The organism is Paenibacillus sp. DP01 (assembly GCF_044784315.1).
Taxonomy (GTDB): Bacteria; Bacillota; Bacilli; order Paenibacillales; family Paenibacillaceae; genus Paenibacillus; species Paenibacillus polymyxa.
Genome location: NZ_CP173059.1, coordinates 5624933 through 5645837 on the forward strand (window position 1 = coordinate 5624933; position 20905 = coordinate 5645837).

Below are 20905 nucleotides of genomic sequence, written 5' to 3' on the forward strand. Positions count from 1 at the left end.
AAAGAAGGCCAAACACATATGAAGCATTTGGAAGGGAAAATAGCGATTATCACTGGCTCCTCCAGGGGAATTGGACGTGCCATTGCCGAGCAGCTGGCTAATCTAGGTGCTAGTGTAGTCGTCAATTATGCCAGTAGTCCGGACAGAGCTAAAGAAGTGGTAGCAGGCATTCTTCAAAAAGGTGGAAAGGCCATCGCTCTCCACGCTGATCTGAGCAAGATGGGCGATATTGAAGCCTTATTTACAAATACGATTGCTGAATTCGGCAAAGTGGATATTCTGGTTAACAACGCCGGGCTGATGATTACCAAACCTCTGGCTGAGGTGACCGAAGCTGATTTTGACCAACAATTCGCATTGAATGTAAAAGGTACTTTCTTTGCCTGCCAGCAAGCGATGAAATACATGGAGAACTACGGGAGAATCGTGAACCTGTCCACGTCCGTGATCGGACAAATGTTCCCGGCTTACAGCGTGTATGCGGGAACGAAAGGCGCGGTGGAGCAATTTACCCGTCAGCTAGCCAAAGAGTTCGGAAGCAGGCAAATTACGATCAATGCCGTGGCTCCCGGCCCTGTCAACACAGAGCTTTTTCAGGCAGGAAAAACAGAGCAACAGATCGAAGGCATGAAGAAAATGAATGCTATGGGTCGTCTCGGTGAACCGGAAGATATCGCTGATGTGATTGAGTTTCTGGTCAGCGCTAAATCGCAGTGGGTTACCGGACAGACCATCCGCGTGAATGGCGGATTCATCTAAAAGCTGGAATACATGAAATGGAGGCTATACACGTTCATGATATTACACAAAGGCGAGACCTTATTTCGACAAGGGGAATCAGGCCCTTTATATCACTTAAAGAGCGGCTTGTTAAAAATTGTCCGAGTCCATGAAGACGGCTCGCAAATTTTAGTTAATGTAATTGTGCCCGATGAAACCATCCCGCACCACTCCCTCATCAGTCCCAATCCCTATTATGGTACCGCGATGGCGCTGGTCACCTCTGAGGTTGAGGTTCTGTCGCAAAAAGAATGGTACCTGAAGCTAGAGCAAGACCCGGCTCAATGTCGAGCCATTGCTTTGCAGCTACAGGATAAGCTGCGCATGATGCAGCAACGAATTGACCAGCTCACGGAGGTATCGCCTGCCGAGAAGCTTCGGAAGCTTCAACGCTGGTTCCACTCCTACATCGCACCCGCTACGTTAACAGACGTGCTGACGCAGGAGGAAATTGGGCAGTTCATCGGGCTGCGCCGGGAGACGATTAACCGGCTATTGCGTGCTTCAAGCGCTCCATCTGCAAAAGATGATGACGATAATGCATCTCGATGAGTCTAAACCACTCTCCCGCATTCAACGCGCCAAATCCGGGATGAGAGACGGTAGACGACCCTGTTGATTTGTCAACGGTCGGCTCAATCTCTCTCATTTTACGGATCACCACGTTTAATCCTTCTACAATCTCTTCTTTGCTCGTCGGTTGGGGGGGAGTATACTGCGGAGATGGTGGAACTTGGATACGTATGGGTGGAAAGCTTCCCAAGTTAAATGCGGCTGTGCCCGCCTCCGTTTTATCCCCCTTCTCCCCATTAGACTGTAGACAAAGGTCTATGTTCCTAAGATGCATATAAAGAGCAGAGTTCACCAAATGAAGATACATTTGTCCAAGCGACCATTGTCCCTCCTGCGGTGTGTACTGCAATTGCTCCAAGCTGAAGCTGTCCAATTCAAGAAGATAGTGTTGTACCGTTTCTTCAAAACGCTGTAATGTTTCGCTTGTATTCATATAGTAAATGCCCCTCTCTATCAAAGTAGCTTTACTATACAAGAATGCTACTGACAGCATTATGTCAGTAGCATTTCAACATTTTTTCCACTTCCGTACGGACACGCTCGCGAAGCGATTCAGGCTCCAGCACCACCACGTCTGCACCCCATCCAAGTATCCATGATAGTAACTCCTCTGGCTGTCTGACGCGATAGAGTACATGCAGTCCATCTGCATGCTCCTCCATGGACTCCATGTAAAAATGGTTCGCTTCCTTCACTTTATCTACAATATTCGAATTGGCTTGTATGCGGACATTTACATGGCGGTCATCGGGTTGTTTATAATCCTGCAAATTAAAATCACTAGGCAACTGATAGCTATCCTCCAGCATGATCAGCTCGTCCATACGCGACAAACGGAAATGGCGCAGCTGCTGCCGCAATTCGCATTGTCCAATCAAAACCCACGAACCATGCAGCAGTACAAGACCATAAGGGGCGACCACACGCACACTTTGGCGATTCCCGTCAGCCTCTGGCAATTTTTTGGAGTAGCTAAACCGAACCTTCCGTTTGTTCAATACAGCGATGCGTAGCGTTTCCAAATACGTTTTCTCTCTCTGGTCTGCCCCTTTACCCACCGCCAGCAGTCTGATGGTCGTTCGCACCTGAGAAACTTCCCTGCGAACGCTCTCTGGCAAAATGGCTTCAATTTTTCTACGTGAAGCTTGTGCCTTCATGCCATAGTCTGTATCAAATTTTTGTTCGACAAAATCTGCTCCGATTAGCAGTGCCACAGCCTCTTCTACAGTAAAGCTTACAGGGGGCAGGAAGTATCCCTCCATCAAGGAGTATCCAATGCCCGGTGCCCCTACAATCGGCACGCCCGATTCGCTTAAAGCCTGAATATCCCGATAAATCGTTCTCACACTTGTTTCGAAAATCGCCGCTAAATCCTCGGCCCGTAAAATATCGTTACGTTGTAACTCTAGCAAAATGGCCAGCAACCGGTCGGTTTTGTTCATACTACATCGCCCCGTCCTTGAAAGGATCTAAATGCACGAATTTAAAAGAGCAATAAGAGCAGTGCACGACTGCGGCTTATTGCTCTTTTGTCATAAAGCAGTTGCTTCTTTATTTAAAAAACACTTTTTCAACGTTATATTTAGCCTTTTGCGAATTGATGATGTAGGTTTCATAAATTTCACGATCTACCGCATCTTCCACAATACAGACCTCAATAATCGCCACTTCGTTCCGATTGGCCTTGATCGGCGATACGTTATCTTCAAAATGCTTTTTGATTCTTGGTCTTAGCTTTCTTGCTTTACCAACGAACAGCAATTCCTCCTGTGCGTTGTAAAACATAAAGATACCAGCCTTATCTCTAGGAATCAGGTGGAAATCTGTAAATCCGTAAATATGGCTGAGCTCAGGGTTAACCTGTTTGGTAATCGTGATATCTGGAGTTGGAATCGTTATATTAATCACTATGTCACTTCCTCATTCTATATAGGTGTAAATACTATCATAAATCCTGCGCTAACACCATTTAATAAATCCTTGCCCGTCACTAAACAGATCGGTAGGAATTTTATGAATTACCTACTATGCGAGTAGGTTGGTTTCCGTTACAATATGTCAGTGTGATTCTGGCATCGGCAGATTGACGCGTACTTGAATATTATTGGAGGCTTCTATTTTTTCATGCAAAATGAATCTCATTCTAACGTAAAAATCATAACGGCCGATCCGAGCGCGATCGGCCTGTTTGGCTTGGCCATTGTAACGCTTGTAGCTTCATCCCAAAAGCTTGGTCTCACTGATGGCTTGAGCTTTATTATTCCTTGGGCTATTTTCCTTGGTGCCTTTGCACAGCTGTTTGCCTGCATTCAGGATGCAAAGCATAACAACACCTTTGGCATGACGGCATTTGGTGCTTACGCCTTCTTCTGGTTAGCCGTAGCTAGTAGCTGGATGATTAAAATGGGCGTATTCGGCTCAGAGCTGGCATCAGCGGTGGATGGCAGACAGCTCGGCTTTGCCTTTGCCGGCTATCTCATCTTTACGCTCTTCATGACCATTGGAGCCATGGAGACGCATAAGGTTCTATTTTTTATTTTTGTGTTGATTGATTTTCTGTTCCTCGGCCTTAGCTTCGATGCATTTGGCATCGCCCCAGAGGTGTTCCATACCATCGCTGCTTATGCTGAAATGGGCATCGGTCTACTCTCGCTGTACGGTACAGGAGCTGCTGTCCTGAATGCACATTTTGGCCGTACATTCCTGCCCGTAGGACGACCTTTCGGCATTTTCAAACCACGTCCTTAGTTGCATACGTATATCTCCAAAGCCGCCTTTCGCGCCGATCCGCGTTAAGGATGGCTTTGGGGATATAAGGCTGGAATTACTCGGCTTGCTACTAGATGCTGCTTATTAAAGTTAACTTGAGATCAAGTGTTGCCTTGTATCGCTGTATCTGAACTAAACTGCAAGTGCAGTATTGGTATAATAACAAAGTGAAAGGAGATGATATCGTTGAGAAAACGGCTGAACAATGGAGTTAATTGCACGCCGACTAAAGGCTGTCCGGTGGAAGTAACCTTAAGCATTATCGGCGGAAAGTGGAAAGGAATCATTCTGTACGAATTGCTGGGTGGAACTAAGCGGTTTCAAGAACTGCGGCGAGCACTTCCCACGGCCACCCAAAAAATGCTGACCCTCCAACTGCGAGAGTTAGAAGCAGACGGTCTCATTCACCGCGAAGTTCATCACCTTGTTCCGCCAAAAGTGGAATACTCGCTAACCCCGCTCGGGGCTTCGCTTGAGTCAATACTCACCCAAATGAAGGCTTGGGGAGAACGATTTCAGGCCGAACATCATCTCTCCGACTTTCAAACCTGAAATAACGAACCGGTGTAATAAATGAAACTGAGGATAAAAAAAGTGCCTAATTTACAAATCTCCGCGTGTCGGATTAAGCTAAAGATGCTCGCCGGCGAAATCCTAGGACGTATGATCACCGTCCGACATACAGAGGAGAATGAATATGAGCGCATATGTTATCGTAGATATAAAAGTAGAGGAAGAAGCTGTTTTCAAACAATACGCAGAGCTAGCAGATGCGCTGCTGCAGAAAGTTCCGGGATTCCGCAACCTTACGCTAGATCCACAGCCCGAGACACTGGAAGGCACATGGAAGCCGTCAATAGTCGTAGTTCACGAATTCCCGACTTACGAGGCTGCCAAGCAGTTCTATTATTCCGATGACTACGCGCCCTTAATTAAGCTGCGCCAATCAGGAACTCAAGCTAATGTTATTCTGGTTAACGGAAGAGCATAAACTCCTGTTCTGCTACTTTGCATATATTAGGACAATCGCATTCAAATTAGGTAACTAGCTTATTTAATTTCATAGTCATTAAATAAAACAAACTGCTACGTCCTATTAAGGACGCAGCAGTTTTTCTAGTACAACGTAAAAAATGTAACCGTACACCTCCGCCAGCATCTTGTTCTCCCCCGGAATGAAGGTAACACCATTCCATAAAATTATAGAGTGTCCCCTGCGACAGGCTTCATCGTTTTCTCCGCCATTCTGTCGATTGTCCAGACTAGTCCCCCCACGGCAAGAGTGGCGATGACCGCCATAATTGCTGTTCCGCCGACATGCAGTAGCAGCACGGGAACCCACAGCAGTCCAAGTATACGATGGATGGTTCGCATCCACTTGTTACGTACTTTATTAATATAGAAACCGTACCCGGAGATAGCCAGTATAATAGCAAAGGCTGCTAGGCCGGAGTAGGTTTTGTGATCTTGAAATTTGGTAATCAGGAAATAGACACCATGAACGGCAATAAGAATCAAGGTCGCCCAACCCAGCAGTTTATGCAAGGAGTGAAACAACTTTCCGGCCTTTTGAACCAACATTGACGGTGATCTCAGTTTCTTCTTAAACCAGAACCAACAGAAAGAGGCCGCCCCAAGAAAAACGGAGATCGTTCCCAAGGTGTTAAATATTTCTCCGTTTCCCCCACCACCTTTTCCTCCGGGACTTCCGCCCATGTGCCCTGGTACTTTGCCGCCTCCCGGAGGTCGCATGCCAGGCTTGCCACCGGAAACCGAGGACATGTAGTAATAGTAGATTACGAGTAGAGCCGCTACCGTAACTGCAATGATTGCCGGAATCCAAACCGTCTTTTTCGTCTTTGTTTTCATTAGTTATGCATCCTCCCCGGGAAAATTGCCTTGATTGTACCCAGTCAGGCTGAAAACAAGATGAAGGCTGGCTGAAAGTATCCCTTTTTAGGGTATATAAAATCATACAATGATAACAATGTATACAATAATTGTAGTCAAAGGGGTGCTTGTGAAAATGAAACAAGATGAAAATCATGTCGCCTTTCCGCAATTTCCAGAATCGTATTGGTTAGCTTCAACTGACATCCCCAGTTTTCCCAAGCTCAGTGAAGATATTCAGGTGGATGTTGCTATTGTAGGTGCGGGGATCACGGGTATTACCACTGCTTATTTACTGTCCAAAAAAGGGCTAAATGTCGCAGTCGTCGACGCAGGGCGGATACTTCATGGAACAACAGGCCATACGACCGCCAAAATTACCGCACAGCATGATTTGATCTACAGCGAGTTTCTTTCACATTTTGGCAAGGAGAAAACTCGGCTCTATTACGAAGCCAACCGTGATGCTCTTGAATTCATCAGACAAACGGTAGAAGAGTATCATATTGATTGTCAATTTACAGAAGAAGATGCCTATGTTTATACAAGTTCAGATACACATGTGGAAAAAATATCCGATGAATATAAAGCTTACAAGGAACTTGGCATCCCGGGAAGTTATGTCGAACAAACACCTCTGCCTTTCTCAACTAAAGCAGCTATTATGATGGAAAACCAGGCTCAGTTTAATCCGGTTCCTTTCTTAAGGTATTTGGCAAATCAAGTCATTCGGCAAGGCGGGAAAATCTATGAACAGACTACCGTTGTGGGTGTGGATAAAGGAAACCCTGCCATCATTAAAACAAGCGACGGGCATAAAATTACCTGCAACCATGTCGTATCCTCCTCTCATTTTCCGTTTAATGATCCAAACAGTCTTTATTTTGCGCGATTGCATGCCGAACGTTCTTATGTACTAGCGGTCAAGACGGACAAAACCTATCCGGGTGGTATGTACCTAAGTGCAGAAACCCCCAAACGTTCGCTTCGATCTGTACTAATAAACGGTGAACCGATGGTCATCGTCGGTGGCGAAGGCCACAAAACGGGTCAAGGAATCTGCACATTTCAATACTATGAAGCCTTAGAAAAGTTCGCAGAGCAAACATTTGGATTAAAGGAAATCGTCTATCGCTGGTCGGCCCAGGACCTGTATTCGTTAGACAAACTCCCTTATATCGGGCAGGAATTATCCGATGTTCCTAACATCCTCGTTGCTACAGGGTATAGAAAATGGGGGATGACGACAAGTGTCGCGGCAGCTTTATTAAATACGAATCTGATAACCAGAAAGGAAAGCCCGTATCAGGATCTTTTCTCCCCTTCAAGATTTCATGCAGACCCTGACATTAAAACATTTGTAACTCAAAATGCGAATGTGGCGAAGCACTTGATTGCCGGTAAGCTGGAAATCAGCTATAAAAAAGCCGAAGAACTCCAGCAAGACGAAGGGGCAGTCGTCCGGGTAAACGGCAAAAGGGCGGGCGCATATCGAGACCCACAAGGAGCACTGCACCTGGTGGACACAACGTGCACCCATATGGGCTGTGAAGTTGACTGGAACGAGGCCGAAAGAACATGGGATTGCCCATGTCATGGCTCACGCTTTTCATATCAAGGCGAAGTAATTGAAGGACCCGCTAAAAAAGCACTTGGCAAGGTTGAAGCCGAATAGCACGATCCTTTCGGAATAAACCTAGTTATGCTGGACAACATACCTTCTAGAATCATAAAAGAAAGGTGAGCCTATGATAAGCCAACAGCCTACATTAGCGGCGCATGAGTCCCTAGAGATCCATGAAGTCCTTAACTTCAAAACCTTATGTTTAGCGAAGTCCAAATTAATGCAGGGCTTAGTATTCGATCAAGAGCTAAAGGATTTAATGGAAAAAGATGTTCAGCAATCTATTCAGGCTATTGCCGATTTGCAAGCAATCTATGCTAAAGCACCGTTTCAAGCGCCTGTTCCTGACTTCCGCCCAACACCAATTTTAAATTGAGGTGAATGATGTGACACCTAACCAGACCCAGTCCGCCAAAATGGATTATGTGGACCCAAAAAACTCATTAAATATGCCCGAAATGGCAGACACGACACTTGCAATGGATTTTCTGGTTCGCGTCAAGGAAGGGGTTCGGAATACAGCAGTAGCTTTAACAGAAACCGTCTCTACCGATGCCAGAACCCTATTGCGCCATCAACTGCATCAAGGTATCGCGCTTCATCAGGAAATTACTGAACTGATGGTACGGAAAAAATGGTTTCATCCCTATGAGCTGCAAAAGCAATATCAATTGGATCAACTGTCAGCTAATAAAACAGTGGACATTAGCAAGATGAAACTGTTCCCAGACGATACCTCCCGCAAAGGGATGTTTGATCGCACGCCGGACGAACATATGGGAGGAAACCAGGCATGAAAGCAGTGACCTACCAAGGTATCAAAAATGTTGTGGTTAAAGATGTTCCGGACCCGAGTATTCAAAAAGCCGATGATGCGATTATCAGACTGACAACAACCGCTATTTGTGGTTCAGATCTGCATCTCATTCATGGAATGATTCCGAATCTACAAGAGGATTATGTAATTGGGCATGAGCCAATGGGGGTTGTAGAAGAAGTCGGCAGCGGCGTGACTAACTTGAAAAAGGGAGACCGCGTGATCATTCCGTTCAACATCGCGTGCGGTGAATGCTTTTATTGTAAAAACCAATTGGAAAGTCAATGTGATCATTCTAATGAGCATGGAGAAATGGGCGGTTTCTTCGGCTACTCCGGGACAACTGGTGGATATCCAGGTGGACAAGCTGAATATTTGCGTGTGCCTTTTGCCAACTTTACTCACTTCAAAATTCCGGAGAGTTGTGAACATCCTGACGAGAAGCTCTGCCTGATTGCTGATGCCATGACTACTGCATTCTGGAGCGTCGATAATGCCGGAGTGAAGGATGGGGATACCGTCGTTATTATCGGCTGTGGACCGGTAGGTCTGTTAGCCCAAAAGTTCGCCTGGTTCAAAGGGGCTAAACGAGTCATTGCGGCAGACTATCTCGATTATCGTCTGCAACACGCGAAGCGCACCAATCATGTGGAGATCGTGAATGTGGAATCGCAAGAAAACGTCGGCAACTACCTCAAGGAAATAACCAAAGGAGGCGCGGACGTAGTTATTGACTGCTCCGGCATGAGCGGCAAAATGTCTCCGCTGGAGTCCTTGGCTTCCGGGCTTAAGCTTCACGGTGGAGCTTTAGGAGGGCTGATCATAGCTACACAGGCTGTCCGCAAAGGCGGCACCATTCAAGTTACCGGGGTATACGGCGGTCGATATAACAGTTTTCCTCTGGGAGACATTTTTCAGCGAAATGTTAATTTGCGTACTGGACAGGCTCCTGTGATTCACTATATGCCTTATATGTATGAGCTGATTGATACGGGGAAGGTTGACCCTGGGGACGTTGTCACACACGTTATTCCGCTAAGCGATGCCAAACGGGGGTATGAAATTTTCGATACCAGACAAGACAATTGCATCAAAGTTGTACTTAAACCTTAACTATCTATTGGACTGGAGGCAAATGTCGTATGGTGTATGGCCTGCACGAAACACTTGAAGTCCATGAATTGTCAGCATTCAAAACAGTGTGCCTTACCAAATCTAAAACAATGCAAGCATTGATCTCAGATCCGGTCCTCAAAGCTATATTGCAAAAGGATGTTGACCTAACAACACGGCAATTGCAAGAGTTGGGTAACATTTTAAATCAAGCCTCGTCATCACAGGAGGTAAAACAATGAACATACTCTTGGAGCATTTGACCGGACTAAATATTTTAACCGACCAAGTGATTGCTGCCGATTTCTTAAACACCGCCAAAAGCGGTGTGAGAAATTACGCCATGGCTGTAACGGAAGCGGGAACTCCAGAAATTAAAGCTATGCTTACAAAACAACTGGATGAAGCTATTGATATGCATGAGCAAATCTCAACGTACATGATCGAACGCGGCTGGTATCACCCATGGAACGTAAACGAGCAGCTGTTGGTGGATCTGCAAAATATCAATACTGCATTGCAAGCTCCTGTTTTGTAAAAGGATGCCTTCGGCATTATACGAAGCACGTTCCTGCTTATATATAAAGTCCTTAAGCCGTCTTTCACGCCGATTCGTGTTAAAGACGGCTTAAGGGGTTATCTCGTGATTCTTATTATTCCGCTTGCCAATTTGGCATCCGCTCTGCCGGGTAACGAAGGCCGGCTGCCATTCCTTTAGGGATGATGGCGTTAATCGTCTCCATTTCTTCTGCGGACAAGCCCACATCAACTGCTCCTGCATTTTCCTCTAAATACGTGACCCGTTTGGTGCCGGGGATTGGTACAATTCCCTCTTGTGCAAGTAGCCAGGCCAAAGCAAGCTGAGAAGGCTTGACTCCTTTTTGAGCCGCAAGATCCTTAACATGCTGCACGAGATCCAGATTCTTTTGGAAATTCTCAGGCTGAAAACGCGGCACCGTGCGACGGAAATCATCTTCTGCGAAATCATCAAACTTCTGAATTTGCCCACTCAAAAAGCCGCGGCCCAGTGGACTGTAGGCCACAAATTCGATGCCCAGCTCCTTACATGTGGGTATAACCTCATCTTCCGCTTCCCGGCTCCATAAGGAGTATTCTGTTTGCAACGCTGTAATCGGGTGTACCTTGTGAGCACGTCTGATCAGTGCAGGAGACGCTTCGGATAGCCCCAGATAGCGGACTTTTCCCGCTTGAACCAGATCACTCATCGCCCCTACTGTTTCTTCAATAGGCACATTCGGGTCAACACGGTGCTGATAGTACAAATCAATCACATCTACACCCAATCTTTGCAGGCTACGATCACATGCCTGTTTTACATATTCAGGACGGCCGCTGACACCCAGGAATCCCCCATCCTCTCCGCGCATAATGGAGAATTTGGTAGCCAACACTACCTCATCCCGGTGGCTGCGCAGGACTTGACTGATCAGTTTTTCATTTTTCCCCACACCGTACACATCGGCTGTATCCCAGAAGTTGATCCCCAACTCCAACGCACGATGAAGCGTTTTGATCGATTCCTGATCATCCAACTCACCATAATACTCGGACATTCCCATGCAGCCCAGACCCAGAGCAGATACTTGAAGGTCACTGTTACCCAGTTGTTTCTTTTTCAATTTTATCACTCCCAATTTGTCAGAATAGCCATCGCCTGTCCTAATCCATACGTTACATTCCGTATGTTACTACTTAAAGTTAACTTGAAGTCAAGCATTGTTTCGTACGCAGTATTTCATTTTTTTCAATAAAATTTGATGATAGGTTGTAAGGGGCAGCTGTAAATTGCCATTACCCGTACTTTAAGTGTAACGGATCTCAAAAAACAAATGGGAACGGCAATTAAGTACAATTCCATTATTAGCGGCGGTAGTCTGTCACTGAAGAATAAGGAAGAAGTATGGCTCAAGGAGCTGAAAGAGATTGAAATAGATATATAGACCGATTGGATAGGTTTTTCCGTAGGATCAACATTTTCAGGTATTCCGTTGGCAAATTGAACAGACTGTTCAAATCGGATCAAATAGTTCGTGGCAGGGGCTGCTAAGGGTTAATATACTCGCTAAAGATGAAAGTATACAGAAATGGACGGAAGCAAGATTTCCTTTTAGACCATCTGAGCTGACTGAGCCCAAATTTTTTAAAATGATGGATGATAGCCTGGAGTTGGTTAGGGCTTCACTTAAGGAATCGCAAGCCGACAAAGGGGCATATGAAACTGTCATCTCATTCTACGGGAAGATGGATAATGAAATAATGCATGAGGAGTGGAGAGCATATGATGCAGTAGGTAAGCAGTATAACGTACTTGCTATAGAGCGATCGTAGGGCAAAGCAGACTTATGATTCCGGATTACAAAGCTAGATCAGATTCCAGATGATCTTATCCTGGTAAGGGAAGTGGTGGATAAACGATACAAAGATCCTAATTGGTCAGTATTGCTCAAATAATATGTAGAGAAAGAAAAGAAGACGTTCTGATTTTATCAGAACGTCTTCTAACGTCTTCTCTTGGGTTGGAATGAGATATGAATCAGTCTATCGAAACAATTTGCCATGATCCACCCTTATCTTTTTCAAAATAAAAGGTATACTGTACATTAGGTGAAGAACCTTCTTCTTTAGTAAGCCGTTTGCCTACTACGGGTACCAATACCCGATCCTTTTCTTTTATAGCTTCGGCAATCCCTGTAAACTTCACTGGATGCTCTAAGAGATAATCGTGACCTGTTCCAATGTCTGGAGCAAGCGCAGCATGAAATTGATTCAAATCGTTTGATACAAAGGCGGCTATAGCCGCTTTGAGTTTGGTTATCATGCCATCCTCAATCAGAGGATCTTTAACTTCATTCCATTTGATCTCGTCCAAGCTATGCTGGACAGCTGATTGACCGGGTTCTTCTTTTACTGCCGATTCTGAGGTTGCTGGCAGTATCGTTTCATTGGTGGATGGACTTGTTGCTTCCTGTTTTCCACAACCAGCAAACACACCTACACTTGCAACAAGTATAAGAATAGAAATAATTCGAGCAGGTTTATTCATGTTAAATGTACACATCCTTTCTCGTTCTTTGACGAATACAAATGAAGAAAGTTAAAATACTTTTATAATAATTTACTCTATTTTTTAAATTATGTAAAAAACGACCTGCTTTATTATAAAAAACTATTGTTATGTATGAACAGAAGCGCTTCGCGGCTTCTGAAAGACGGCGAGAAAATTCATTTACAGAGCTAAAGCCTCTTCCGTGATCTTTTTAATATCAATGGATGAAGGCGTTTCTTCCTTAACCATATCCGGCAGGATATTTTCCAAAAAATACTCAACGCATTTCAAATTAATATTTTTGATTTTTACAAGCGCATTGCGATACATCACAATAAATTCCTTTTCGGTATTCCCCCGCTGAAGCTCGGCAAACGCTTCATACACCTGATCCATTTTATCCGCTACTTCTAAAATTAAGCCTTCAACAGAATCATCTTTACCTTCTCTTAGCTGCTTGCGGAAAATTGCTTTAAAATCCTCGGGAATATTCTCTTCTATAAAATACTCAATCATACCCTCTTCAACTTGCTGGATTAATAACCGTAGTTCCTTGGAGGAATGCTTAACAGGCGTTTTAATGTCTCCAATAAAAATCTCGCCGTAATCGTGACTGCTGGTAATCTCGTATAGCTTTTTCCAATCAATATTGAGGCCGTTCCTCTCTTCGATATCAGCCAGGGTTTTGGCATATTGCACGACTTTCCAGGAATGAGCCGATACACTATGTTCCTCGAATTTAAACTTGCCTGGACAACGAATAATTCTTTCCAACTCATTTAGGGATCGAAAATAGGTGTGAATTCCCATCAATACATCCATCCTTTAACGGTATGAAATAGTAGATATAAACCAACTATAAACCTCAACTATTAACAGCAGATTATCGCAATATCAAGTTGACTCTTTCACATATAGCACATAAACAAATTTTGCTATACACTTTATATAAAAAAGTAAAAGTGGTGAAATCGTTGTTTAAAATCTTGCTGATTGAAGATGATGAAACTTTGTTCCATGAAATAAAGGACAGGTTAACTCAATGGGCCTATGATGTGTACGGCATCCGGGATTTTAGTAAAGTCATTCAAGAATTCACAACGATAAAGCCCGATCTGGTCGTGATTGATATTCAATTGCCGAAATTTGATGGTTTTCATTGGTGTCGAATGATTCGATCCCACTCTAACGTCCCGATTATCTTCTTATCATCGCGGGATCACCCTACGGATATAGTAATGTCAATGCAGCTTGGAGCAGATGATTTTATCCAAAAACCCTTCCATTTTGATGTACTGATTGCAAAATTACAAGCGACACTTCGCCGTGTATATAATTACAATACAGAACCTGTTTCCCTGAAAACATGGCGTGGAGCGACGGTCGATTATGAAAAAAATGTAGTAGCCAATGAGGCTGGCTCCATCGAATTAACCAAGAACGAGATTTTTATTTTGAAGCTGCTGATTGAACAAAAAAATAAAATTGTCGCACGAGAGGAATTAATTAAAAGCCTCTGGGATGATGAACGTTTTGTCAGTGACAATACCCTAACCGTCAACTTGAACCGCCTGCGTAAAAAATTGGACGAGCTGGATTTGGGCTGTTTCATTGAAACAAAAGTGGGGCAAGGCTACATGGCTACAGAAGAGGCACCTGCCTATGATTAAAAAATACCTTACAGAGAGGCGGAGCTGGATTCTACTTTTTGTATGCCAACAAATGCTGATCCTTCTCATTGCTTATGTGGATACGGCCATCCCGTTGATACCGATCCTGTATGTCGTTTTCTTATCTATGTTGGTTTTCCTGGTTTTTTTAATCGTTCGCTATCCCAAGGAAACCAAGTTCTATAGGGTCTTGGAAGAATGGGAGGGGCCTCTCCAATTAACCGGAATGGGCGAACCTGAAAGTCCATTTGAGCGAATCATTGAACACAAAATTGTCCATCAGACCGAACGACTACAACAGATGATCTCGCAAAATCAATTGACTCTGGAACACGAAAAGGATGAGCTGTTATCATGGATTCATGAGGTGAAAACACCTTTAACCGCCATGCATTTGATGATTGAGCGACTGGATGACAAATCTCTTAAGGCTCAGCTAACTTATGAATGGCTGCGAATTCATTTACTGCTGGACCAACGGTTGCATCAGAAGCGCATATCTTTTATTGAAAACGATTTGTACGTCGAGCAAGTAGATTTAAAATCTCTGGTTTTTAAAGAGATCAAAGCATTACAGTCATGGTGCATCCAAAAAGGGATCGGTTTTGACATCCGACTTGAGCAAATGGAAGTGCTAAGTGATGCCAAATGGCTAGCTTTTATCATCAGACAGCTCTTAACCAATGCCATCAAATATAGCGATGCCAGTGATATTATCATTCACAGCTATGAACATAAGGATCGAATACAGCTTGAGGTTCAAGACTTTGGGCGTGGGATTGATCCGAGGGATATACCTCGTATTTTCGAGAAAGGTTTTACATCCACGACCCAACATTCCGATCATACTTCAACAGGCATGGGGTTATATTTAACGAAAAAGGCAGCGCAGTCCTTGCTCATACATATAGATGTGCACTCCAAACCGAACACGGGTACTACCTTCACTTTAATTTTCCCCAAACGAAATGATTTCGTAAGTATGATGAGCATGTGACAGAGATGTCACATGCTTTTATGTATTGTTCGCCCAATCAAGGGAAAAGCATCGGCACGATTTTTATAATAAGGCTACAAGAACAATAAGGAGTGCATCGAAGTGAATATTTTAGAAGCCCATAAGATTCACAAAAGCTATGGTAATAAGCTAAATATGCAGGAGGTTTTGAAGGGAATAGATATCGTTATTGAGGAAGGTGAATTTGTCAGTATTATGGGAGCCTCCGGTTCAGGTAAAACCACTCTGCTAAATGTCCTTTCCTCCATTGATAAAGTAAGCCACGGTTCCATTAAGATCAATGATATCGAAATGACGAAAATGAAAGAAAAGCAACTGGCTGAATTCCGCAAACAGCATTTAGGCTTTATTTTTCAAGAGTATAATCTGCTGGATACGCTCACCGTGAAGGAGAATATCCTTTTGCCCCTATCTATCACCAAAACGCCTAAAAAAGAGGCCAACCGAAGATTTCAGGAGGTGGCTACAGAACTGGGGATTTATGAGCTCAAGGACAAGTATCCCAATGAAATTTCGGGTGGACAGAAACAGCGTACATCTGCGGCTAGAGCGTTTATTCATGAGCCTACGATTATTTTTGCCGATGAACCTACGGGTGCGCTTGATTCGAAGTCGGCTTCTGATCTATTAAACAAGCTGGGTCAGCTGAACCAAAAGCGCAAAGCAACTATTATTATGGTCACGCATGATCCTGTTGCAGCCAGCCATTGCAGCCGAGTCATTTTTATGAAGGATGGGCAAATGTATACGCAGCTTCATAAAGGCGTGCAGGAAAGGCAAAGCTTCTTCCAGGATATCATGAAAACCCAAGCAGTCTTAGGCGGGGTCCAATATGAACATTAATCTGCTCATTCTAAAGAATTTGAAAAAAAACCTGAAAAATTATTACCTCTATGTTTTTGCTCTCATTTTCAGTGTTGCGCTCTATTTCGCCTTTGTCACATTACAATACGATCCCTCCATGGACGAAGTGAAGGGCTCTGTTAAAGGCGCAGCTTCTATACGGGCAGCATCCGTCTTACTGGTCGCTATTGTATGCATTTTCCTTTTGTATGCTAATAATATTTTTATAAAAAGACGCAGTAAAGAAATTGGCCTATTTCAACTGATCGGAATGACAAAAAGTAAAATTTTTCGCATTCTAAGTGCTGAAAACTTAATTTTATACTTCGGTTCTCTTTTCGTTGGAATTGGGGTTGGATTTTCTTTTTCCAAATTAGTGATCATGATTTTATTTAAGACGACGGGCGTCGAGGCTATTGCCACTCTATATTTCTCGAACCAAGCACTGACTCAAACACTCATCGTTTTTGTTGTCATCTACTTGCTGATTATGGTCATGAATTACTCTTTTATCAAAAGACAAAGTATTTTGTCTTTGTTCCGAGTGACCTCAACCACCGAAGGGAAAATCAAGAAAATAACGACCTTTGAGATGATTATCGGGATCATTGGCGTCTCACTCATCGCGTTAGGTTACTATGTTTCCTCCAGATTATTTGGTGGAGACTTTACATCCCTAAATGAGCTATTTATGGCAATGGTGTTTATTTTGGGCTCTGTCATCATCGGAACATTTCTCTTTTATAAAGGGTCCATCCGCTTTATTTCCAATATCATCAGAAAAAGTAAAGGCGGCTACTTAAACATTCATGAGGTGCTGTCCCTCTCATCCATTATGTTCCGCATGAAATCCAATGCTTTGTTGTTAACCATTATTACGACAGTATCGGCACTTGCTATCGGTTTACTATCCTTAAGCTATATCGCCTATTATTCTGCGGATCAAGCAGCTGAGGATAATGTACCTTCCCATTTTGCCATGACGAATGTGCCGGATGCGGAGAAATTCAAAGCGTTACTTCATGAGCATGATATACAGTATCGAGAAAAGAAAATTGAAGTGATTCAAGTCAGTGTGAAGACAGCGCAAATTATGGAGACTCCTATGGAACAATTAAATAAGGGTGCGGATTTCACGACACTGCCTGTCGTAAGCGACCGATCTGTGGAGGATACGGATGTATCTCCAGGCCAAACGGTTTTAACGGGCTATAATGATATGTTACAGAAATTCATGTCCTTGAAAGACTTTGGACCCTTGGATTTGAAGGGGAAAACAGAAGTCATACCTCAACAATATGTGGGTCTAAAAAAGGATTATGTGATTCCCTACTATTTTGCAGCTGGGGGAGTACCCACTGTCATTGTAGACGAAACCATTTTTGAGCGGTTAAAGAAAGATGTAAATCCAGAGATCCAAAAGAAGTCATCCTTATATATTGGAATTGATATGCTAAACTCAGCGCAGATTGAAGAAGCCGATCGCCTCTTTGCAGCTGCCAATTTTAATGATCAACAAACATCACAGCTTGAAATGAGCAGTAATCAGAAGAGAAATATGGGAGTGATCATGTTTGTCGTTGGCTTTTTGGGACTCACCTTTCTCATTACATCAGGCTGCATCCTTTATTTTAAGCAAATGGATGAGAGCGAAGACGAAAAGGCCAATTATACTGTATTGAGAAAGTTAGGCTTCACCCAAAGTGACCTGCTGCGAGGCATTAAAATAAAACAACTCTTTAACTTCGGCATTCCGTTAGTGATCGGCCTATCACACAGCTATTTCGCCGTCCAATCCGGCTGGTTCTTGTTTGGGACCGAAGTTTGGATGCCTATGATCATCGTGATGGTACTGTACACAGCCTTATATTCCATCTTTGGAGTGCTATCCATTCTGTATTATAAAAAGGTCATTAAATCAGCATTATAACTGGCAAAAAATCAAAAAATGCCCTCAGCACAGGTGCCGGGGACTTTTCCAAATATTTGAGCATTTTTGTTCCTGCGTGTACAATAAAATAACTATCATCGTAACCCCAAGGGGGGGGGGAGCTTATTTTATTATTAATCATCAATGGCATCGGCATCATAGCGAATATTATACTGGGTTCCTTTATAGGCGTGGCTATTTTTATGGGAATCGTTTTTTTTCTGATTGGCTTGCCTGAGTTTAAAAAATCGCCAAAACTTACGAAAAAGGCCAAAAAAGATGTCGCCTATATTATGTCAACACTATTAACTCTTCTTATATTCGTAGTTATTGTTTCTTGGAATATTCATACTTCAGGTGACCTGTTTCTTGAAGGTCCGCTAACACCGCAAATGAAGCTTCAGTGGGGGCAAAAGGTGTTGATACTAGGGTTACTGGAGGGCTTATGGGCTGTTATCACCCTAAAATGGCTGTTGCCCATCTTTTTTGATCCCCTGGATCTCAGCAAGAAGCAAATCCTTGTTTTAGTGAGCGGAATTGCATTTAGTGTGGTTTCAGGCATCTATGCCATGCTTGATGCCAGTTAAAAAGTCTCGCCCTTCTCTGTTACGGACAGGAAGAGCGAGACTTTGTTATTGATGGCTTCCCTCAATAGAGGCTCGTGTGAATGCTTAGCGCAAAGGCTCAAAACCCTCTGCTTGCTTCAGAATCTGCTCAATTTCCGCGCAGGTCTCCGGTTGCAAAGTCACCTCGACTGCCTTCACATTTTCCTCGATCTGTGCCGGTTTAGTAGCCCCAATCAGTGCAGCGCTGATCCCCGGTTCTCTCAGAATCCAGGCAAGCGCGAGTTGTGACAAGGTGATACCCAAGTCCTTCGCCAGCTGATCCAGCTCCTGAACGCAGTTGAGAACAGTATCGTTCATATAACTGCTGATGACATTATTGACAGAGGCATCAGCCCCGCGGCTACCCGTCGGTATAGGCTGTCCCGGCTTGTATTTACCTGTGAGGACGCCTTGGGCCAGAGGTGAAAATACAATTTGGCCGATGCCTACCTGACCGGATACGGGAAGTACCTCATGCTCGATATAACGCTCGAACATATTATAGATCGGCTGATTGGCAATCAGCGGGCGCAGATTCAGCCGTTTTCCAATACCATAGGCATCCGTGAGCTGGGCAGCACTCCATTCACTAACCGCAGCATACAGGATCTTGCCTTGAGCTTGAAGATCATCAAGCGCCCGCAGTGTCTCTTCCAACGGAGTGTCTGGATCATAACGATGGCAGAAGTACATGTCGATATAATCTGTGCCGAGGCGCTTCAAACTCGCCTCACATTGCTCCATAATGTGCTTGCGTGACAGTCCTCTGTCATTGGGACCAGAATCCATAGGAAAGAATACCTTGGTCGAAAGCACATAGCTCTCTCTTCGATAAGGCTTCAAAGCGGCTCCCATAGCCTTCTCGCCTTCTCCATGGTTATACGCGTTCGCGGTATCAAAGAAATTGATTCCAAGTTCAAAGGCTTTGGCAATACAGGTATGAGCTGCTTCCTGTTCGGCGGCTGTACCGTACGTTAACCAGCTTCCCAGTCCAATTTCGCTAATTTTAAGACCGCTATTACCTACATTTCTATATCTCATATCTACTCCTTCTTTCCTAAGAAGCTCGCATTTTTATATATTTTAGCATGTAAACCCTTTCATTAAAACAAATAATAAAGGACTCATGGAGTTACATGAAGGACATCTACCACCCTGACTGCTAGGGTGGTAGATACCGTAGTCTCATAATCTCAAATCATGTCTACTTGCTTCCTACAGGAAAAAGCGCATCATATGCAGGACAAGGCAGTTTGTCGAGAAACTCCTGAAGCTGCTTCGGTTTATTTTTGTAAATATCCTTTAGGGACGTTCCGTTATAAATATTACCGATGACCACAGGATGACAAAGTTCACAGATTAGAATATCCCCGTTCCCGTGAAGATGAAGCTGCTTCTTACCATCAACACAGTTGGAAAAATATACACCTGGCTCTTCCTTGAAGCCCAGCTCCTGAGCAAAACGGTCCATACAGGTGAAATACAGCACGGTATCGTCTTTTTTATGAGCGATCAGGTCATGAACGGAACGGACAAGTGCTTCCTTGGTGGAGATCGCGTTCCAATTCGTATGATCCATCACAATGCTGTTTTGGATTTCGTGGATGCGCACACCGAGTTCGTATACTTTTTCACTGATTGCTGGCATATTGTTCTGTGTCTCTGCAAATAGCAAAGTTTCCAGCACCGTTTCCAACTTGGCTTCGGTACACAACCGAATATTTTGAACGATTTTCTCATACATGCGAGGGTGAACATGATAATACTGTGCATATTTATCGGCATCCGTAAAGTTGAAGGAGATATGAATGTTGGAAAGCCCCGCGTCACGCAGCTTCTCAATTCGTTCAGGGCTGAGCAAGCTGGCATTGGTATTGAGCTGGGTAGCGATTCCTTTGCTCGAACAGTGAGCCACAATATCCAGACAGTCCTCATACTTCAAGGTCACTTCTCCCCCGGACAGTCGCACACGTTTTAACGTTGGAATATCATCAATGATACTTTTGACCTCTTTACTGCTAATGCATTGTCCGTCGTTCCGCTGATATGCGCAGCAGTAATCACACTTGAAGTTGCAATTAGAGGTGACCCCGACTTCCAGTCCCTCTAGCTCATAAATGCCCGGCTTCTCCAGCTCAAGTGCTTTATATTTATTCTCTATACTCACTTTCTTATTGTCCTCCCGATCTCAGGCTTGTGTCTTGAA

At 44.0% G+C, this 20905-nt stretch carries 25 protein-coding genes; 16 read left to right on the forward strand and 9 right to left on the reverse strand.

Features of this window, described 5'->3' with window-relative positions; all coding sequences use genetic code 11:
* Positions 1-18: 18 nt before the first annotated feature.
* Positions 19-759, forward strand: coding sequence for an SDR family oxidoreductase (locus tag ACH59B_RS24810; protein ID WP_016822577.1), 741 nt, complete (start codon positions 19-21; stop codon positions 757-759).
* Positions 760-795: 36 nt separating this feature from the next.
* A complete protein-coding gene (locus ACH59B_RS24815; RefSeq protein ID WP_045244754.1) occupies positions 796-1332 on the forward strand; it encodes a Crp/Fnr family transcriptional regulator in 537 nt (178 codons plus the stop codon).
* Here the strand turns inward: ACH59B_RS24815 and ACH59B_RS24820 are convergent.
* The 3 genes from ACH59B_RS24820 to ACH59B_RS24830 form a co-directional block, all read right to left on the reverse strand.
* A complete protein-coding gene (locus ACH59B_RS24820) occupies positions 1265-1786 on the reverse strand; it encodes a DinB family protein (RefSeq protein ID WP_016822575.1) in 522 nt (173 codons plus the stop codon). The two genes, ACH59B_RS24815 and ACH59B_RS24820, sit on opposite strands and share 68 nt — an antisense overlap.
* A 64-nt stretch (positions 1787-1850) precedes the next feature.
* Complete coding sequence (locus ACH59B_RS24825; protein ID WP_017426071.1) at positions 1851-2795, reverse strand: YafY family protein; 945 nt, start codon at positions 2793-2795, stop codon at positions 1851-1853.
* A 109-nt stretch (positions 2796-2904) separates the two neighbouring features.
* Positions 2905-3261, reverse strand: coding sequence for a nucleotide excision repair endonuclease (locus ACH59B_RS24830; protein WP_016822573.1), 357 nt, complete (start codon positions 3259-3261; stop codon positions 2905-2907).
* Between the two features lie 216 nt (positions 3262-3477).
* On the opposite strand from ACH59B_RS24830, the gene ACH59B_RS24835 reads away from it, so the two are divergent.
* From ACH59B_RS24835 to ACH59B_RS24845, 3 genes are all read left to right on the forward strand, one after another.
* On the forward strand, positions 3478-4101 hold the full coding sequence (locus ACH59B_RS24835) for an acetate uptake transporter (RefSeq protein ID WP_016822572.1): 624 nt from the start codon (positions 3478-3480) through the stop codon (positions 4099-4101).
* Positions 4102-4299: 198 nt separating this feature from the next.
* Positions 4300-4674, forward strand: a complete 375-nt coding sequence (locus ACH59B_RS24840; RefSeq protein WP_085980133.1) for a helix-turn-helix domain-containing protein — start codon at positions 4300-4302, stop codon at positions 4672-4674.
* 145 nt (positions 4675-4819) lie between these two features.
* Positions 4820-5113, forward strand: a complete 294-nt coding sequence (locus ACH59B_RS24845; protein WP_016822569.1) for a DUF1330 domain-containing protein — start codon at positions 4820-4822, stop codon at positions 5111-5113.
* 209 nt (positions 5114-5322) lie between these two features.
* Here the strand turns inward: ACH59B_RS24845 and ACH59B_RS24850 are convergent, their stop codons facing one another.
* Complete coding sequence (locus ACH59B_RS24850) at positions 5323-5991, reverse strand: hypothetical protein (RefSeq protein ID WP_123797821.1); 669 nt, start codon at positions 5989-5991, stop codon at positions 5323-5325.
* A gap of 157 nt (positions 5992-6148) precedes the next feature.
* Here ACH59B_RS24850 and ACH59B_RS24855 point away from each other — a divergent pair, with 157 nt between their 5' ends.
* The 6 genes from ACH59B_RS24855 (at position 6149) to ACH59B_RS24880 (ending at position 10104) form a co-directional block, all read left to right on the forward strand.
* A complete protein-coding gene (locus tag ACH59B_RS24855) occupies positions 6149-7687 on the forward strand; it encodes an FAD-dependent oxidoreductase (protein ID WP_404302958.1) in 1539 nt (512 codons plus the stop codon).
* A gap of 73 nt (positions 7688-7760) precedes the next feature.
* Complete coding sequence (locus tag ACH59B_RS24860; protein ID WP_016324904.1) at positions 7761-8012, forward strand: hypothetical protein; 252 nt, start codon at positions 7761-7763, stop codon at positions 8010-8012.
* Positions 8013-8052: 40 nt separating this feature from the next.
* Positions 8053-8433, forward strand: a complete 381-nt coding sequence (locus ACH59B_RS24865; RefSeq protein ID WP_117288937.1) for a spore coat protein — start codon at positions 8053-8055, stop codon at positions 8431-8433.
* Entirely contained in the window at positions 8430-9566 is a 1137-nt protein-coding gene (locus ACH59B_RS24870; RefSeq protein ID WP_250248000.1) for a zinc-dependent alcohol dehydrogenase, read from the forward strand. Before ACH59B_RS24865 ends, ACH59B_RS24870 begins: the two co-directional genes overlap by 4 nt.
* A gap of 29 nt (positions 9567-9595) precedes the next feature.
* A complete protein-coding gene (locus tag ACH59B_RS24875; protein WP_013373789.1) occupies positions 9596-9808 on the forward strand; it encodes a hypothetical protein in 213 nt (70 codons plus the stop codon).
* On the forward strand, positions 9805-10104 hold the full coding sequence (locus ACH59B_RS24880; protein ID WP_404302961.1) for a spore coat protein: 300 nt from the start codon (positions 9805-9807) through the stop codon (positions 10102-10104). The genes ACH59B_RS24875 and ACH59B_RS24880 overlap by 4 nt, the downstream gene beginning before the upstream one ends.
* A 115-nt stretch (positions 10105-10219) precedes the next feature.
* On the opposite strand, the gene ACH59B_RS24885 is transcribed toward ACH59B_RS24880, so the two are convergent.
* The 3 genes from ACH59B_RS24885 to ACH59B_RS24895 form a co-directional block, all read right to left on the reverse strand.
* Complete coding sequence (locus tag ACH59B_RS24885; protein ID WP_117288889.1) at positions 10220-11206, reverse strand: aldo/keto reductase; 987 nt, start codon at positions 11204-11206, stop codon at positions 10220-10222.
* Positions 11207-12120: 914 nt separating this feature from the next.
* Positions 12121-12630, reverse strand: coding sequence for a hypothetical protein (locus ACH59B_RS24890; protein WP_404302963.1), 510 nt, complete (start codon positions 12628-12630; stop codon positions 12121-12123).
* Between the two features lie 183 nt (positions 12631-12813).
* A complete protein-coding gene (locus ACH59B_RS24895; protein ID WP_019689016.1) occupies positions 12814-13443 on the reverse strand; it encodes a YfbR-like 5'-deoxynucleotidase in 630 nt (209 codons plus the stop codon).
* A 164-nt stretch (positions 13444-13607) separates the two neighbouring features.
* Between ACH59B_RS24895 and ACH59B_RS24900 the strand changes: the two genes are divergently transcribed.
* From ACH59B_RS24900 to ACH59B_RS24920, 5 genes are all read left to right on the forward strand, one after another.
* Positions 13608-14303, forward strand: a complete 696-nt coding sequence (locus ACH59B_RS24900) for a response regulator transcription factor (protein ID WP_044786679.1) — start codon at positions 13608-13610, stop codon at positions 14301-14303.
* Entirely contained in the window at positions 14296-15300 is a 1005-nt protein-coding gene (locus ACH59B_RS24905) for a sensor histidine kinase (protein WP_102997398.1), read from the forward strand. Before ACH59B_RS24900 ends, ACH59B_RS24905 begins: the two co-directional genes overlap by 8 nt.
* A 102-nt stretch (positions 15301-15402) precedes the next feature.
* Positions 15403-16164 carry an ABC transporter ATP-binding protein gene (locus tag ACH59B_RS24910; protein ID WP_025366200.1) on the forward strand — a complete coding sequence of 254 codons (762 nt, stop codon included), beginning with the start codon at positions 15403-15405 and terminating at the stop codon, positions 16162-16164.
* The gene (locus ACH59B_RS24915) at positions 16154-18094 is read left to right on the forward strand and encodes an ABC transporter permease (RefSeq protein WP_045244758.1); all 1941 of its coding nucleotides are present in this window, start codon (positions 16154-16156) and stop codon (positions 18092-18094) included. The genes ACH59B_RS24910 and ACH59B_RS24915 overlap by 11 nt, the downstream gene beginning before the upstream one ends.
* 203 nt (positions 18095-18297) lie before the next feature.
* Positions 18298-18681 carry a hypothetical protein gene (locus ACH59B_RS24920; protein WP_243537486.1) on the forward strand — a complete coding sequence of 128 codons (384 nt, stop codon included), beginning with the start codon at positions 18298-18300 and terminating at the stop codon, positions 18679-18681.
* A gap of 84 nt (positions 18682-18765) precedes the next feature.
* Here the strand turns inward: ACH59B_RS24920 and ACH59B_RS24925 are convergent, their stop codons facing one another.
* Positions 18766-19740, reverse strand: a complete 975-nt coding sequence (locus ACH59B_RS24925; protein ID WP_123797830.1) for an aldo/keto reductase family protein — start codon at positions 19738-19740, stop codon at positions 18766-18768.
* A 163-nt stretch (positions 19741-19903) separates the two neighbouring features.
* Positions 19904-20866: a radical SAM protein gene (locus tag ACH59B_RS24930; protein ID WP_123797831.1), complete on the reverse strand. Its 963-nt coding sequence runs from the start codon at positions 20864-20866 to the stop codon at positions 19904-19906.
* Positions 20867-20905 lie beyond the last annotated feature (39 nt).